Source organism: Allorhizobium sp. Av2, assembly GCF_021462805.2.
Taxonomy (GTDB): Bacteria; Pseudomonadota; Alphaproteobacteria; order Rhizobiales; family Rhizobiaceae; genus Allorhizobium; species Allorhizobium vitis_G.
This window is the reverse complement of sequence record NZ_CP192700.1, coordinates 113833-129497: the sequence shown is the minus strand read 5'-3', so window position 1 is coordinate 129497 and position 15665 is coordinate 113833. Positions and strand designations below refer to the sequence as shown.

Sequence of the window (15665 nt, the reverse complement as noted above, 5' to 3'; positions counted from 1 at the left end):
CATCAATGCTGCGGAGCATCTTTAAGCATTGAGCACCCATCTATCCGTCGTCGTGATACGGATAAGATGGAACGGAGCAAGCCATCGAGATCAGCGAAAGCCATACCGAAAGCGATGCGTTCATCTCGCAGAGCCTCCAAATCCATTTCCGGACGTTCGGCATAGGCGGAAAGCAGCGCCGAGATATTGTTTGAAAGCGTTCCTATTGAATGAAGTATTGCCTCCATTTTCTGACGGGTCTCGGCTTCAATTTCGAGGAAGCCGCCAATGCGGCGTACCGCGACTCGTATGGCCATACTGTCGGAGAGCCCGAGCAACCGTGCCTGGCTGGAAAAACTCTCGTACTCGGCCAATCGCAAACGCGCGCTCACGACTTTGAAGCTCTCAATCTTCACACTTTCATACGAGGCGGTGGCGACGCCATTCGAGGTGGGCGTGCTGTTTTGCGACATAGCTTCCTCCACTGAAGGATGGAAAGATCTAGTTTTTTCGCGGAACCACCGCGTTGGCAAAGTCAATAACTAGTGCTCAAAACGATCGCAATCAAGAATAAAAGAGGAATACTGCATAGTCTATCGTTACATCTGCAATTTATATGAAACGAATCTGAAATATAAAATCGCGTGAACCAGCATACCTTTCATGCTATTCGTGCGAATACATGAACCAACAGAAATACAATTTGTCATCACCCGCGATACGGCAGGAATCACATGAAACTACTTACATTTTGCTCATTCAAGGGAGGCGCTGGCAAAACGACTGCGCTTATGGGTCTCTGTGCCGCCTTTGCAAACAGCGGTCGACGAGTGGCTCTATTGGACGCGGACGAGAACCGACCACTCAGGCGATGGAAGGAAAATGCTATACGAAGCAACACTTGGGATCCTCTCTGTGAAGTTTATAGCGCAGAGGAAATGTCGCTTCTCGAAGCGGGATATGAGGAGGCCGAGCGCCAGGGTTTCGACTATGCGCTAGCGGATACACATGGTGGTTCGAGCGAACTCAACAATACGATTATCGCTAGCTCAGACATGCTTTTGATCCCGACTATGTTAACGCCGCTTGATGTTGATGAAGCACTTTCAACTTATCGCTATGTGATCGAGCTCTTGTTGAGCGAGAACCTGACGATTCCAACGGCCGTGTTACGCCAGCGCATGCCGGTCGGCCGCCTCACCGCCTCGCAACGGGCAATGTCAGACATGCTAGAGAACCTCCCCGTCGTTCAGTCGCCCATGCACGAGAGAGATGCATTCGCGGCGATGAAAGAACGGGGCATGTTGCATCTAACGCTGCTGAATACGAAAACCGATCCAACGATGCGCCTCATCGAGCGGAACCTCAGGATCGCAATGGATGAACTCGTCGTCCTTTCACACTTGATCGGCGATGCCTTGGAGACCTGAAAATGGGAATTCGCAAACCCGTTTTGTCGGTAGAGAAGGCTAGGCAGCTTGCTGTTGCTCGAACCGAGACAGTACGGCCTCTCCTGCCGATAGCAGCCCCCAACTTGGCCGTTTCGCAGTTTTCCACCGATATCGATCTGGCGCCGCGTCAAAGTCGGCCAGCCGCAACCAGACATGATCATCCCGATCAGCATCCAACGCCTACGGTCGATGCCCTTAGCGCGCCTGCAGGTTCCGAGAAGGTACAAGTGTTTCTTTCGGCCCGTCCGCCTGCGCCAGATGTATCGGCGGTTTATGACAACCTTATCCGTCAATACAGCCCTTGCAAATCGCTGCAAATGATCTTGCGCCGAGCGCTCAGCGATTTCGAGATAATGCTGGCCGATGGATCGTTTCGTGCCGCGCCGAAAAGCTATCCGGTCCGTGATATCACCCCTGAAAAGTCCATCCTTGTTCAGACCTCCCGTATGTTCCCGGTGTCGCTGCTCCAAGTCGCTCGCAGTCATTTTGATCCCGTGGGACTAGAGACCGCGCGGGCCTTCGGACAGAAGCTCGCCACTGCGGCGCTGGCATCCTTCTTTGCTGGCGAAAAGACCCGCCGTTGACCTCTTAAGAATGACGCGACAGGCCGCCCGAAGGCGGATCGTTTGCAGGTGTGGCCAGGAAAGTTTGTCCCTGGCAGTCGGATCAACCAAGCGAATTGTGACACACTACGATAACGCGAAAATTCGGGTCCGTCAGGCGGCGATTACCCCGCCGTAAGAGATATTCACATCCGCGTCAAAAAAATAGCCGGCACCCCGCGCTGTTTTGATCAACTTTGGGTTTGTCGAATCCCGCTCAAGTTTCCGGCGCAGCCTCAATATGAGAACATCAATGCTCCTGTCATATACTTCCTCCTCACGCACGCGACACGCGATGAGAAGCTGCTCACGGGACAGGACATCACCTGGCTTTTCAAGGAAAGCGACGAGAAGATTGAACTCCCCTGCGGTAAGTTTCACCTCGCTACCCTGTGTGGACATCAAACGGCGTTGCCTGAGACTAAGTGTCCAGTCAGCGAAACAAAACAAGCGCCGGTCTTTGGTTCGCACCACATTGGGTCGCACGCGCAACGCAACACGGAGGCGCGCCAGGAACTCGCGTGTTCCAAAAGGTTTTGCGATAAAATCGGTTGCCCCCAGTTCGAGCGCAACAACTTTGTCTGCCTCCTCAAGGCGATCGCCGCTGATGATTATAATCGGAACATCGGATTTTGTGGCCAGACTGCGGACGATCTCAAGTCCGTCTTCACGCCCTAAATTGAGATCGACGACGACCACGTCGACCGTCTCAGACGACATTACGCGGTTGAATTGTTGACTGTCTGATACGGCAGTGACCTTCAACGCGTGGACCGTAAGACACTCAGTGATAAGATGGCGCATGGCGGCATCGTCATCGATGACAAGAACGTGTTTCAACAGTTTACCTTTCAATTCCCGATTCTGTGGAACTCACAGTATCTAGACAAGCAAAGGCTGTACGCATCGTACCGCTCGTCAATTTTCTCTCGCTATACGGATACTTCGGCAAATTTTCGGCTAAACCGCGCATGACAATGCTAACGGCTTGTTTCAGTTTGATGACAAAGGTTGCTCCGACTTGACGCTGCAAAAGGCGGAGCCAGGATTTTGGCATGGATATCTAGTGCTGGTTTAGAAGATCTCCTATCGTTTCGCCGCGCCGGCGGGCATCGGCCGCGAGCCATATTTCGCCAACTTCGTAGACATCGCAGTAGGCGCGGAACGGGACGATGACATCAATTGCCGTTGCGAGCATGTCGATTAGCGTGCGATCTTCCAAGCTGGCCCCCTGGGCGCTGCTCTTCACCAGCGAAAACAGCTTTTTGAAGCCTTGGACGGGATTTGCCCCATGTATGGTTGAAATCGACCCGGGATGTCCTGAGACGACTTCACTCAGGTAGGCCCACGCGGCATCGTCACGCATCTCACCCAGCAGTATTCGATCAGGCCGCATCCGAAGACTTGCCTGGAGCAGTTGTTCCGCAGTCACAGCACCCAGTCCGACCCCATTCTTGGAGTAGAGCAGCCTGACATGATTCTCATGGGGAATGACGAGTTCGAGCGTATCTTCAATGGTGATCAGCCTTTCTTGCGGCGGAATAGCACTGATCAAGGTCTTGCTCATTGTTGTCTTGCCACTTCCAGTGGGACCGCAAAGCAACATTGTCAACTTACCGACGACGCATGCACGCAAGAATGATTCCAGATCGCCGCTGTCGTAGTGTCGAAGAATATCTTCGTCTTGTCGATCTTGGCACGTTTTCCGCATCCGCCACTTGTTCCACTGGCGAGCATCGTAACGAGACGAGACTTCGCCCAGTCCCGAAACGCGAATGCTTGGCCGTCGAATCGTCAAGCTCACCGTGTCCGATGGGACCGTTGGCGGCAAACAAATTTGTATTCGTTCGCCGCCGGGGAGTTCAGCGGCGCAAAGAGGATTGCGCGGGCCGACATCTTGTTTGCGCGATGCGCCCGCTAAAATGGCGATATCTTCGAGATCATCATAAGAGAGGGGTAAAGAGAACTTAGTGAAAACCCCTGCCTGGCGTACAAATGCTTCCCCAGGCCGATTTATCGCCACTTCTTCAGTCTTCGGATCATCGAGCCATTTCAAGACGGGATTGAGAAGGAAGCGCAATTGCGGATTTACTGCCATGTGTGCATCTCCGATGCTTTGGCTATCTGAGAATTAACGCCGATGCCAACTCTTCGCCAATCCACCAGTTATGTGAAGCTGGTAGATGTCTGAGAAATCCAGGTCCCGTGCTACGAAGATGGAGACGGTATCACCCTGATTCTTCTTCAAGGTTGGGGGAATGTTTATGGTCGCCCTCAGGGCTGTGTCGGCCGCTTGTTCACCGTTATTTTGAAAACTGTTGAAGCTGGTCCCGCCATCCGAACTGCCAGCGTAATGACTTGCCGCTTGCACGGCGCCCTGGACGACGCTCAGGAGCATAGCCCCACCGAAACGCTTCCAGAAGTGGTTGTCGACCGTGCCTGGCAGTCCGGATCGGCCAAGTTCGTCAGCACCCGGAGAAAAAAGAGAAACGACGGCGTGAGCCGGCGTCTCGGCGCGATTCCAGAGAACAAAAACACGGGCATCTCCCTGTTGCAGCCCATGCTGGATTTCGCCCACCACGGTCGTGCCGCGATCCAGGAGCACAACATTGCCGGTTGCTCCGCGTATGTCCCCGGGCAGCACACATTTTACATAGCCTGCCAGGTTTGTATCAATGGCTGTTTGCAGTATGCAGGGAATGATCGTCCCTTGCGTAACTGTGAAATCGGGGTGCGGCAAAAGCGCAGCACGGCTGGGTTCCAACACGGTGGGGTTCATGCGGATTGAAAGATCGTTTTCAGCAGACGCCTCAGACTCCGGTAATGAGCTGGATTTCCTATTATCCTCCCCGTCGCTGTGAATATCGGCGTTCCGCGTAGGTTTGTCACTCTGATCACTTCCGCTATAGGCAAAGATTGGTGTTTCTTCCGGCCGCACTTCGTTGTGTTCTCGCTGATGTTGATCGGGCGGAGAGGTTGCCTCAGTGGTTGGCTGGGAAGCCGTAGGGTTTGAGGGGATGTCAATCGGCGCCGGCCGAAAAGGCTTGGTGTTGGCGTCGATCATTGTGTCTGGGGGAGAGGGCTCGGTCTTTTTCTTTGGACGCGCACCAAGCCAAATCAGACCCAACGACAGTACGAGAACCAGACCGGCAACAACAAGCTTCTGCGATCCCGAAAGACGTCGGCGATGAGGATCGGAGACCAGAGATGCCGATGCATCTATAGCTGCTCCAGGTTGAGAGTTGACTTCATTCATCGCCTCGCCCCCTTCAGCACGCGCATTACATCGGGTCTGACCGTACCAGTCCCAGTCTTTCGTCCGATGGCGTCATATGCTTTATTCCAGATGCACAGCACGGTATGACCGTCCCGCAGACGCCACTCCCGGGCGACCGAGGCGACCTCCACGTAGTCTCCTTTAACTGAGTAGTTGGCAGTGGCTTCCTTCCCATCTGGATTGACGACGTAGATCGAAGGTACACGCACGTTTCCGGGAAAGCGGAATGTCGTGGTAGATCCGTTGTCGAAGACCTCGAGCGGCCCCAGCGAACGGTTTCCTTGGGCAACATAGTTCCAATTTTTTGCACCCGGGACGCCGGTTGCTGTCGGCTGATCCAACAAGTCCTGTGCTCGATGCTGGTATTGTGTTTGCGCTCTTAGCCTGCCCGCCAGCTCTCTCTGTTCTGTCTCTTTTCGGCGAGCAGCGGCAGCATCGGCGGGATAAGTGAATTGCACGCTGTAGTAGAGATCGGGCGTCTCTTTATCGAGACGAGACATCGTCTTTGTCGTGAGGCTGAAAACATAGCGCCGCATTCCTGCGTCGCTTGCAGTCAGCACTATGACGGGCTGTGGCTGGAGGACCTTGCTTGCCTTGAAGAACAGATAATTGCCGCGGGGCAGAGCCGCGAGGTCCTTGCTGTTGGAAACGGCGACGGCTGTCACGGTCTCGTTGGCACCGAATGTTACGACCACGGTGGCCCCAACAGCGGTTGAAAGGTGCACAACCTGATCAGGGTTGTAGGCGAGATAGCGCATTCGTGGATCTTGGGTGCCGACCGCTGGCGTGTCTTCCGCCTTCGCCCCGCTCGTAACAAAAAGCACACAGGCCAGTGCCAAAAACAGAAGCTTGGTCATTGCTGGCTCCGCGTCGCGTTCGAAACCGTATCTTCCGAGGTTTGATAGGAGGTGACAATTAAACCGCCTGGATTGGTCAGCCTCAGTCGGCTTGGCAAGTTCGTCAGTTTTTCATAGCGGACTGTTGCGGTCCAGGTGGTTACTATGGGAGTCTGCCCGTCTATGAGGAGGGCGCGTTTGTAACGGATCTGCTGCACACCCGGCATGATCTCATTTGAGCCGATATGGTCGACTTCCAGCTTTCCGCGCTTGCCGATTATGGTTTGGGGCGAGCTTGGATTGGGATAGTTGAAGAATTGCTGATAATCTTGGCGCACAGTTGGAGCACTGAAGTCCGAGACCAGATCATAGGCATATTGGGCTGTATCCGCCGTATAGCCTTCGCGCAGACGGACATACTCCCACAAAGATGCATTAATAACTGCTTGCTCCTGCGTTGCAGGCAAGCGCGAAATAGACACTTCACTGTCAATCGTACCGTCAGGGCGTACCCACAGATAGACTGGCACAAGTTTGTTCAGTGGGACCATCGTGGCGATAGCGAAAGCCTGCGCCACATTTCCCACGACCGCGACAATTGCCATAGCGCCCAAGGCTCTGGAAATTCGCCGAGCTGATTTGGCACGCGCAGATTGAAACGCTTGTACTTGCTTATAGTGGTCCGCCAATGCTTCCCGCTCTACCAGCAGGGCATGTTCAGGGTCCTTCATTTGCTCCTCCCGCGTTTCCAGGCTGAAGGTCCGGCTGAGCAGGCTGCCATCGCCCGACGTTCAGCGGGAATATGGGCCCCTTGGGGCTCGCCAACTGGTCATGTGATTGACAAGACGCCAGGCCGAGGATCAGAAAGAGCAGACAATATCTCATAGGATTCCTCCATTCATGGGGCTTAAGCTAACGGCGGACTACCCGGGCGAAATGGCGATTTAGGCTACCTGCAGCTTGCGTCGCACCGCTCCAGTAGCTACCTCCAATATTTCCAGCGATTGCCGGAAGTGCGACGATCAGAGCATCTCCCGTCAGGAAGAACATATCGATCTCGTAAAGGCCGATTATCTTGGCGGCGGTCGTGCCGGCAGAAGTGACCACTCCCAACATTACTGCGAGCGCGGTCGCTTCCGTCAGAATCACAATAGTCGCCACTATGTTCAGTAGAAGAAGAAGTATCCCGTAGGTGACAAGTTGGCCGATCCATTTCGCTGCCATATCTCTGGTGCGATCGAAGAGATAGCCCACCAGGAACAATGGGCCGATCGCCAGCAGCACCTTGGTGAGAATTCCGACTGCATCGTAAATTCCAAACGCCGTCCAAAGCGTTCCGTAGAAGATCCATTGTGCGCCTTGAAAGGCGAGGATATCTTGGTCGTTCATCGGCCCGATCTCAGAAGCAATCTTCTGGAAGGCTACCTGTGTTAGCGAGAACATCGTGTCGAGTTGGGCGGGGATGGTCTCCAAAGGAAGACCACTGACACTGAACCGCCGAATGAAGTTTGGAATCGTATCCTCGAAAACCGAGGCGATGTAATCATGATAGTCTGCTTGCCCAACGACAAGGGCACCGACGATCGATACCATGATAACCCGAGTAATGCCGCTGCGTGCCTCCATCTCTCCACGCATTACAAGGATGCCCTGGACTATGATCCACAGTGTCACGCAAGCCACGAGAGGTGCGCTCACTGCCCGTTGAATATCCCCAAGCAAAGTGTCCAGTCCGACTGTAAAGGCGAGATCGAAAATCGTGTGTATCGCCGTGAAAGGCGCTGGAATGCTAAAATTCATTTGCCCTTACCTGGATTCAGCCTTAGATTTCTGTAGGAAAGGTCGGCTCTGCTTCTGGACGAGGAGCAAGGGGCTCAATGAAGCGAAGCCGCGCCAAACATGAGCGCAGTTGCCTGGTGTTCCTTTCGTTGGGCCACCGCCTCTTCAGCTTCGTGCAGGCCCGCCTGTGCTGTGGTCATCGTCAACAGGCTGGTTGCCTGAATGTTTTGGATAATTGCATCGTGGATCTGTTTGAGAAGCAACCCGTTGGTGACAGTTGCCTGCATAATGTTGCGTGAACGGGAGAGCTGGGTCGCTGTCTCAGAATTTGCCGTAAGGCGCTTGTCCATTGCATCCAAATTATCAGCAGCGACACCGGCAGCATTTGCAGCGCCCGCAATCTGTTCGCGCAGGAGACTTCCTTCAGCGTCGTTACCCACGACTGCCCGGTCGGCATCCAAGGTGATCGCACGCGCCGTTGTCGAAGCGGGCATCTGGGGCGAAAACATTTCCCTGTCGAGTTGATTGGGAGAAGGATATTGGTTCTTCTGATCGAGCGCGGACAACAGGCCGGTGACGCCAAACGACGATGTCAACATTGTCACCATCGTGATCAACTGTTCGAGGTTCGCCGCGGTATTGATGGCCGTTGTCAGCGTTTCGGCCTCCGTCGGAGGATCACTGACAACAAACTGTGCTCTGGCGGTCCCCGACAGAAGCAGGCATATGAATAGTGCGTTTATTGCAAGCTTCGTGGTTTTCATGACTTCGATCTCCAGATCAATCCTGTGCTTCATGGTAGCGCGTCATGAATTTTTCGAGCCAGGCAGAGGGATCCCCTCCATAGGTCTCGCGCAACTGTTCCGCCAAACGCACCGTATTGGCCCGCCCGGACAGCACAGCAACGTATTCGGGCATGTCGCGAAGATCAAATTCGCAAACGACACTTCCGCTCTCGCGCTTAAGCAGGAACTTGCGACTGCCGACTGCCATGTCCTCGCGGATAGCTTGAAATTCTCGCTCTGTGCACTTCAACCCGTCTATATAGGCGGACCGGTCGGCCGTGGGTGATGGATAGAAGATCTTTGTCATGCACTGTGCGACGAGGCTGGCGCCCAACGGGGAATCAAGCACGTGCTCAGGTTGCTGTGTCGCGAGAATTAGCATTCCGTTATTCTTACGAACAGTCAGCAGGAACTTGTCGACGACTGCTGCGAATTTCGAGTTCAGCAGGTAGGCGCGAAACTCGTCGCAGCTCATAACGAACCGCCGGCCATCAACCATGGCGCCTATTCGATGCAAAAGGTATGCCGCGGCTGGCGCGCATACCTCCTCATATTCAAGGAGGTGAGTCATATCGAAGCCCGTAATCGAAGGATCTAGCTTCACTTCATCAGACTCGCCGTCAAACGCCCAGCCAAGCGCATTCCCCCGGCACCACCGCTGCAATCTGGCTCCTGCACCTTCAGACGGCCCGTGCAACAAGAATTCTCGTAGGCCCACAAGCGACCGCATGTTCGGCTCAAACGATAACTGCCGTTGGATACCGCGCTCTAACCGGCGATTTTCTTCCGGTGAAATTCCGCCCCTGCCGTCGCTCTCAATCAGCGCCACGATCCACTCGCGGAGGAAATCGCGCGCCGATGCTGTATTCTCCAGGCCGCGCAAAGGTGCAAGGCCGCTTGGCACACCTCTAGGCAGCGTGAGATAAGTCCCTCCGGTAGCGCGCACCAGCAGTTCACCGCCACGATCCTTATCGAAGAAGACGAGCGTGCCACTGCGATTGGCTATGCTCTGCTCGAGCATCGCCAGGATAAAGGTCATAAGTGTCGTTTTTCCTCGACCGATAGGCCCGAATATTGCCGTCATGCCAACGTCGTTCTCATGCGGAATATAGTCGAAGGGAGTCCCGCCGTTCGTCCGGAAGCGTGCAACGGCACCACCCCAATGGCCTGAAGTCCTCCCGCCTGGGAAATTTTCGAAGGAGACCAGTCCTGCGAAGTTGCGCGAGGTGATAGCCCCAGGACGCGTACGCCATCTGCTGTTTCCTGGAAGCTGAGACCAGTACGCAGCCTCTATTCCAATGCTCTCCTGGACAATAACCGCTCCTACATCCGCCAGGCTTGTTCGGGCGCTCGCCCCATGGTCAGCAAGAGTATGGAGATGGTCGGCATAGACGCAAAGACTGAGATGATGCGAACCCATCACGAATTCGCTACTTGCCAATGAGTCCTCTGCTTGCGCGAGTTCGCCAATCTGGGTGACTGCTTTGTCACCGGAGCTGGTCATTTGGTTTGACTTAAGACTGAGCTTGGCGTGAGCCTGCGCGCGAGTGAGAAAAGAGAAACTCTGGCTCAAAACCAGCGGAAAATTTGAGGACAGTAGCGTGTTGAGCATACCAGGCCGCGTCTTCGCGGGATATTCACGGAATGAGAAAATTGATCCGACGTAGTGATCTTTCGGCGTTCGAATCTCTAAGGCACGTTTGCCGCAAATGACTCGATCAGTATAGATGGAGGCGCCAAGCGAACCGCTAACGACGGGGACCGCTGAAAAGCGACAAGTCATTATCAGCCGGAGGGCCTCACCAATCTCCGTGAAAAGCACCTCGTTTTTTTCTCGGATACCAAGGCGGCGGAGACCATAGGCATCAAGCGCGCCAGCGACAACATTCCAAAGGTCCTCCAGATGCCGGATCTGATGTGCAAGATCGCCAGCGTTCTTCCCATACAGCCTGGTGAACCTACTTCCCACTTTGCCGAGAGCAGTGCGAGGATATACCATGAGTGTGAGAAAGTAGTCGTTCCGAAAAAGCTTGCCGGCGAGAACACGTTGCTCGAACGTTTCGCTTAGGTTCGAAGCGAAGCCGCTTCGAAAATGCCTTGGGGGCGGTGCCTGCACATCGTTATGACGGACAAGATGGGCATACACCGAGACGTTGTCGTCGGCGATATTGCGAAAGAGCGTGTTGAAGGCACGGCAGCGCGCATTTCGGACTTCAACCTCCTCCAGTTCGAAGGGCACACCACTGATATGTGCCATGGTCAAGATGGAGCCGTCCTCCAAAAGGACGACATGGTCGCTGAGGTGTCCAATGTAAGGCAGGTAGATTTCACCAGATCGCTCGGTCGCTCCATTTGTTCCGAACATCACGCCATTCCTCTTCCTCGCGGCGGCACTCTGATTGGGTTGGGACTGACACTCGCCCCGCCCCACGTATGGCTGTCAACACTTCTCCCCGCCGTCTGGAGAAACAGAAAGACCACACTTGCGGCGTTGTAGTCGCGCTCTACGACGAGCCGGGCTCCAAGCCACAGCGGCAAGAGAACGATTTCGTAGAGCGGATTCTGGACAATAACGATAAGAAAGCCAGCCAACATCATGAACAATCCAGCCAGCGTAAGCGGCACGCCAAAGAACAATGCAGGTCTCGTCGCCGCTAAATAGAGTGTGGCTTCTTCGAGACGGTCCTTCATCCGCCGCCCCCGGTGAGCGTTTGGCCGAGAAAGCTGGCTCCAAACATAATAACGATCCCGCCGACGACGCCAGCTACGAGACCAAGAGAAGCTCGACCGAACATCCATGATATGCCGATGGCTACGATGCCAAGAACTGCGAGCGATTGACCAAACGGACCAAGAATAAAGGTGCAGATATTGTTGACCATGGTGGCGGGATCGGTTCCGCCCGCCGCTTGTGCAGCGGCTGGCTCAGAGAAAAGCAAACTCCAGCCGATCGCGCCGCTGAGGCTCGGCAGGTAAGTAACCGCCAGGCGCACAACCAACTCCCTGAGGCAACGCAACGTCGAACGCACGCGGTATTTTTCAAAGCATGCCATGAGGGTACATCTCCATTACTCAATTCAAAAAACTTGATCGTCTTCCGGAGTTCTGTGTTCATTCGGCTCCTGCGGCTCTGGCGAACCAGATGAACCGCCTGCCCCACCTGCTGAGCGGGTGTTGTCGTAAGAACGCCAGACATTCCACGGTTCTTCTGGGCTCTGCTCATCATGATCTTGATTTTTCGCCGACTGAGCCAGTGGAGGCACGAGTTGCTGAGCCGCCAACTCGACCCTTCGCACATATCCGTTCGTGAAGCCGCGCTTGAGATTGCCGGTATTGTACGCCGAGATTGCTCGCCGAAGCGCGAGCTGTTCTTCTTGCGCCGTGTTCCCGCCCGTAAAGTGCCGTACAAGCAGTCGCGCCGCGGCTGATAGAGACGCACAGGGCTCAAATGCATTGCTAGACGTCAAACCCAGCATCGCGAAATTGCTCGAGTTCACCTGCATAAGGCCGACATCGATTGAATGCCCTGCTACGAGACGATCTTCCACACTTCGCCTGGCATCCGCCTGATCAGTCCAGTGAAGAGTTTCATCGGTAGTATTGTCATGAAGCACGAGTGGATCGGATCGGCTTTCGACTTTGGCAATCGCTGCAAGCGTAGATGGAGCAACCGAAGGGGCGCATTCGCGAGCAAGCTGACTGAAATCGGCCGGAGAGAGCGGCGCGGCCTCGCTTGGCTGGACCATTAGAAAAATGATCCCGAAAGATCCTGCCGCCTTCAGCATTCTATATCTCCTACGTCTCGCACTGATCTTCGCTGCAGTCTCAAGATGACGTGACCGCTAACGATCGCGACTATGGGAAGGATCTGTTACTCTTGGGTTTTAATGTTTTCGTTATTGATTTCATTTGAAGCAAATGACGTCGTTGATGGATGCTTGTTTGGTTGGCCGAGCTGAGTACGAGCCAATTTCACCTAAAAGAGACGGTCGGGCGGATTGTTTGCGTGGGGCAGGTATTGCTGTCGAATCGTGCCTTCTTTGGTTCCGCTGCGGAGAAGCACATTTCTCTTTGTTTTGAGTTTTAACCGACGTTGACCGAGAAACGTCACAAATCTCGCGGGGCTGTCACGGCGGTGCAGTCAAAACAGATCATATAAATGCGCATACGGGATCATTCGAGTAATCACGACCAGCAGATTGATCGAGTCGGCCTATTCAACAATGCTGTCCCCTGAGTGTCTCAGCAACGCCATTGGAGGCATCTCGCTGCCGTAGCGCAGGAGATCTCGGGTCATCCGGAATCCCACCCAGTTCGTGCGTCATTGAAAGCTTTATTGCGTTGCATCTCTACCCGAATTATGCCGACCCCATCCTTAATCTGTCCATTTATTCCGTTCTGATATTCGCGCGAACCACATAGGCGAGAGCCTTGGATGACACCGGTTTTTGCAAAAAGTGGTTAGATGCCTCGCCGTCCGCCGAAATTGAAACGTTTTTTTGATGCTGCCCGATCATGATGATCGGCACTTTTTCTAGTGTCGCGACCCAGGAGCCTACACGTTCTCCATCGAGAAACGATGAATGATCAATCAGAACAATATCTGCCTCTTTGCCTGCCAAAACCCAGTCAGTCAGCCCTTTGAACGTGTTAAAGCCGACTGGCTCATAACCGAGCGCCGCGATCGTTTCCTCATACCTTTCAAGCGTCACCGGATCGGGTTCAACCACAGCGACAATCTCTCCGCTACCGAGCGGTATTTTTTCAGGTCCAAAAAAACTCTCTGAATTCACTGGCTTCTTCGCCGAAGTTGGCAGATAAATGTCGAAGCGCGTACCTCTGCCAACAGTTGAGATCACATCGACAAAACCCGCCATTGCGCTGACGTGGCCGTGCACGGTGGAGAGCCCCAGCCCAGTGCCGCCGCATTGCGCGCGCGTGGTAAAAAAAGGCTCAAAAATATGTGGCAATGCGGCTTCGCCTATGCCTCCACCGTTATCCTCAACTGAAAGAAGGATGTAATCGCCAGCGGGTATCGTGCCGTTCGCAAGTACCTTATGCTTCCATACAAACGATCTATAGACGCTGACCTCGATACGCCCGGAGCCTATACAAGCCTCTGCGGCGTTCTTACACAGGTTCATCAGTATCTGCTCAATTTCGAGCGGATTTCCTTCGACAATCATCTGAGCGCTTTGAATATTGAAATCGACCTCCACCTCTGAAGGCAGCGCAACACGTAACGAAGGTGCAATCTCCCTCACCAACGCCGACAGGTTGAACGGCCTTGCTGTCCGTTCACGTCGCCGGCTAAGCGCAAGAATCTGATCAATAATCAGTCTCGCTCGATTGCTTTCAGCATTGATGCGATCGATGTAGTGTCGAGCGTAAGTGCGGCGGTGTAGAATGTTTTGTGCCATTTCGGCGTAGCCGAGAATTACCCCAAGAATGTTGTTGAATTCGTGCGCTATGCCTCCTGCAAGTGTCCCAACGGCTTCAAGCCGTTCCGCATGTTTCAAACGACGCTCAAGAATGTCTCGCTGGGTTTGCTTGCACCGAATGACCACATAATGGCTGACACAGCCAGCGGCAAGTTCCATAAGTTGAACTTCACTTGACGCTGGCTGCACGGGGTCTCGATCGAACCTAAGGCCGAAAACAGCAACTAGTCGATCGGACACCTTGAACGCAACCAACGCCCACCGGCCAGGGGCGTCTTCATTAAAGCAACTTGCCTTTCGGGCAGGATAGTCTCGAAAGATCGATCCGTGCTCGTCGGCCTGGACCAGAGAAACAATTTTCCGGATCCGCCGCTCGTTCCAGCTCGGCGGAGGCGCGCTTGCGGAAAACGTCTCGGCAATTTCGTTTTCAGTAACGTTCACTAACCCTAGCACACACTGGTTAGCTTCAAAAAAATTCTCAATAGTTCCCAGTGCGGCTTCCGCTGAGGATTTCAGTGACTGCTTTGTTTCTGTAGAATCTTCGAAGCAAACCCCAATTTTCTTGATAACTTCTTCAAAATCCAGGCGTCTCGCCAACCTGTCGGTTCGTCGACGCAATTTGTGAACCAGAATTACTATCCCAAAGCAGAAGAATACTGAAACAGCACCGAGAAATGTTCGTACCCGTTGCTCAACCACTCTGGCCAAGCTGTCAGCTTCCAGGTATGCCCGCTGCAACTTCTTCGTATTCTCGAACGTTCCAGAGGCCTGAACCAGCTTTACAGTTTCATTCAACCTCGGCAGTACGCCTAGGATAACCCTTCCATTACGGACGACCTCCTGAATAGCGACCTTATCCGCGTTCGTCGACATCTGAAGCTGGTCTAGACTTTGAGTGATCTGTAGTGCGAGCTCGGTGTTTGGTCGAAACGAAAACTGCAGCATTAAATAGCCCAGCTCAGGCACCTTCGCTGCGTTCAAATCTCGGCTATCCGAGGTTCTCAGAAGCGAGCTTATTGACTGATTAAAGGTCGCCAATGAATCCTCGAACACCACATTTTGCGCCCCGAACGATGCAACCGCCGCGTCGGTCGTGTTTATCGAGGACTTCAGTCGCGCAAGCAGTTCGGAGAGTTCCCCTACATCTTCAAGACGCGCCTTCTTAAAAAGCTGCTGTAGATTTGCGATGCTCGAGCGCACTCGCCCCAGAGGAACGATAAGAGGACGGTAATTCCGAAGAAGGCCGGCGTGAGCACGCAACACGTTCCGCTGGAGCAGCGCACAATCGACGTCGATTGACTGCAACTCAGTTAGAATCGCTTCACTGCTTTTTTCATTTTTCCAGGGTCCAATGGCCAGAACCGCAAAAGATATAGCCGCAACTACCAATGCTAAAACGTACCAGGAATTGATAGCGAGCAGAACCTTCCGGGAAGGTAACAAACGATCCCAAGTCATTTAGTTACCTCTCTTTGCAACAGCCGACCCGATTATGCGGATGTCGAGGGATTAGCG

Annotated in this window: 16 protein-coding genes; 2 read left to right on the top strand and 14 right to left on the bottom strand. The window is 53.8% G+C overall.

Annotation, left to right across the window (positions count from 1 at the left end; all coding sequences use genetic code 11):
- Positions 1 to 2: 2 nt before the first annotated feature.
- A complete protein-coding gene (gene virD1 / locus FS819_RS27960; RefSeq protein ID WP_060716583.1) occupies positions 3 to 452 on the bottom strand; it encodes a T-DNA border endonuclease subunit VirD1 in 450 nt (149 codons plus the stop codon).
- A 261-nt stretch (positions 453 to 713) separates the two neighbouring features.
- Between virD1 and FS819_RS27955 the strand changes: the two genes are divergently transcribed.
- Positions 714 to 1409, top strand: coding sequence for a conjugal transfer ATPase VirC1 (locus FS819_RS27955; protein ID WP_060716582.1), 696 nt, complete (start codon positions 714 to 716; stop codon positions 1407 to 1409).
- Between the two features lie 2 nt (positions 1410 to 1411).
- On the top strand, positions 1412 to 2014 hold the full coding sequence (locus FS819_RS27950) for a conjugal transfer protein VirC2 (RefSeq protein ID WP_070149663.1): 603 nt from the start codon (positions 1412 to 1414) through the stop codon (positions 2012 to 2014).
- 132 nt (positions 2015 to 2146) lie between these two features.
- On the opposite strand, the gene virG is transcribed toward FS819_RS27950, so the two are convergent.
- From virG to FS819_RS27885, 13 genes are all read right to left on the bottom strand, one after another.
- A complete protein-coding gene (gene virG, locus FS819_RS27945) occupies positions 2147 to 2836 on the bottom strand; it encodes a two-component system response regulator VirG (RefSeq protein WP_070149667.1) in 690 nt (229 codons plus the stop codon).
- Between the two features lie 259 nt (positions 2837 to 3095).
- Entirely contained in the window at positions 3096 to 4130 is a 1035-nt protein-coding gene (gene virB11 / locus FS819_RS27940; RefSeq protein ID WP_060716580.1) for a P-type DNA transfer ATPase VirB11, read from the bottom strand.
- A gap of 33 nt (positions 4131 to 4163) precedes the next feature.
- On the bottom strand, positions 4164 to 5288 hold the full coding sequence (gene virB10, locus FS819_RS27935; protein ID WP_060716579.1) for a type IV secretion system protein VirB10: 1125 nt from the start codon (positions 5286 to 5288) through the stop codon (positions 4164 to 4166).
- Positions 5285 to 6166 (bottom strand): P-type conjugative transfer protein VirB9, encoded by an 882-nt coding sequence (virB9, locus tag FS819_RS27930; protein ID WP_060716578.1) that lies wholly within the window; start codon positions 6164 to 6166, stop codon positions 5285 to 5287. The genes virB10 and virB9 overlap by 4 nt, the downstream gene beginning before the upstream one ends.
- The gene (locus tag FS819_RS27925) at positions 6163 to 6876 is read right to left on the bottom strand and encodes a type IV secretion system protein VirB8 (RefSeq protein ID WP_060716577.1); all 714 of its coding nucleotides are present in this window, start codon (positions 6874 to 6876) and stop codon (positions 6163 to 6165) included. The genes virB9 and FS819_RS27925 overlap by 4 nt, the downstream gene beginning before the upstream one ends.
- Entirely contained in the window at positions 6863 to 7030 is a 168-nt protein-coding gene (locus FS819_RS27920) for a type IV secretion system lipoprotein VirB7 (protein ID WP_081088913.1), read from the bottom strand. Before FS819_RS27920 ends, FS819_RS27925 begins: the two co-directional genes overlap by 14 nt.
- 27 nt (positions 7031 to 7057) lie before the next feature.
- A complete protein-coding gene (locus FS819_RS27915; RefSeq protein ID WP_060716576.1) occupies positions 7058 to 7945 on the bottom strand; it encodes a type IV secretion system protein in 888 nt (295 codons plus the stop codon).
- 74 nt (positions 7946 to 8019) lie between these two features.
- Positions 8020 to 8688: a pilin minor subunit VirB5 gene (virB5, locus tag FS819_RS27910; protein ID WP_060716607.1), complete on the bottom strand. Its 669-nt coding sequence runs from the start codon at positions 8686 to 8688 to the stop codon at positions 8020 to 8022.
- Positions 8689 to 8704: 16 nt separating this feature from the next.
- Positions 8705 to 11074 carry a type IV secretion/conjugal transfer ATPase VirB4 gene (gene virB4 / locus FS819_RS27905; RefSeq protein ID WP_060716575.1) on the bottom strand — a complete coding sequence of 790 codons (2370 nt, stop codon included), beginning with the start codon at positions 11072 to 11074 and terminating at the stop codon, positions 8705 to 8707.
- Entirely contained in the window at positions 11074 to 11400 is a 327-nt protein-coding gene (locus FS819_RS27900; RefSeq protein ID WP_060716574.1) for a type IV secretion system protein VirB3, read from the bottom strand. Before FS819_RS27900 ends, virB4 begins: the two co-directional genes overlap by 1 nt.
- Positions 11397 to 11762 (bottom strand): pilin major subunit VirB2, encoded by a 366-nt coding sequence (gene virB2, locus FS819_RS27895; RefSeq protein ID WP_060716573.1) that lies wholly within the window; start codon positions 11760 to 11762, stop codon positions 11397 to 11399. The genes FS819_RS27900 and virB2 overlap by 4 nt, the downstream gene beginning before the upstream one ends.
- 24 nt (positions 11763 to 11786) lie before the next feature.
- Entirely contained in the window at positions 11787 to 12494 is a 708-nt protein-coding gene (locus tag FS819_RS27890; RefSeq protein WP_060716572.1) for a type IV secretion system lytic transglycosylase VirB1, read from the bottom strand.
- Between the two features lie 603 nt (positions 12495 to 13097).
- On the bottom strand, positions 13098 to 15608 hold the full coding sequence (locus tag FS819_RS27885; RefSeq protein ID WP_060716571.1) for a two-component system VirA-like sensor kinase: 2511 nt from the start codon (positions 15606 to 15608) through the stop codon (positions 13098 to 13100).
- Between the last annotated feature and the right edge of the window lie 57 nt (positions 15609 to 15665).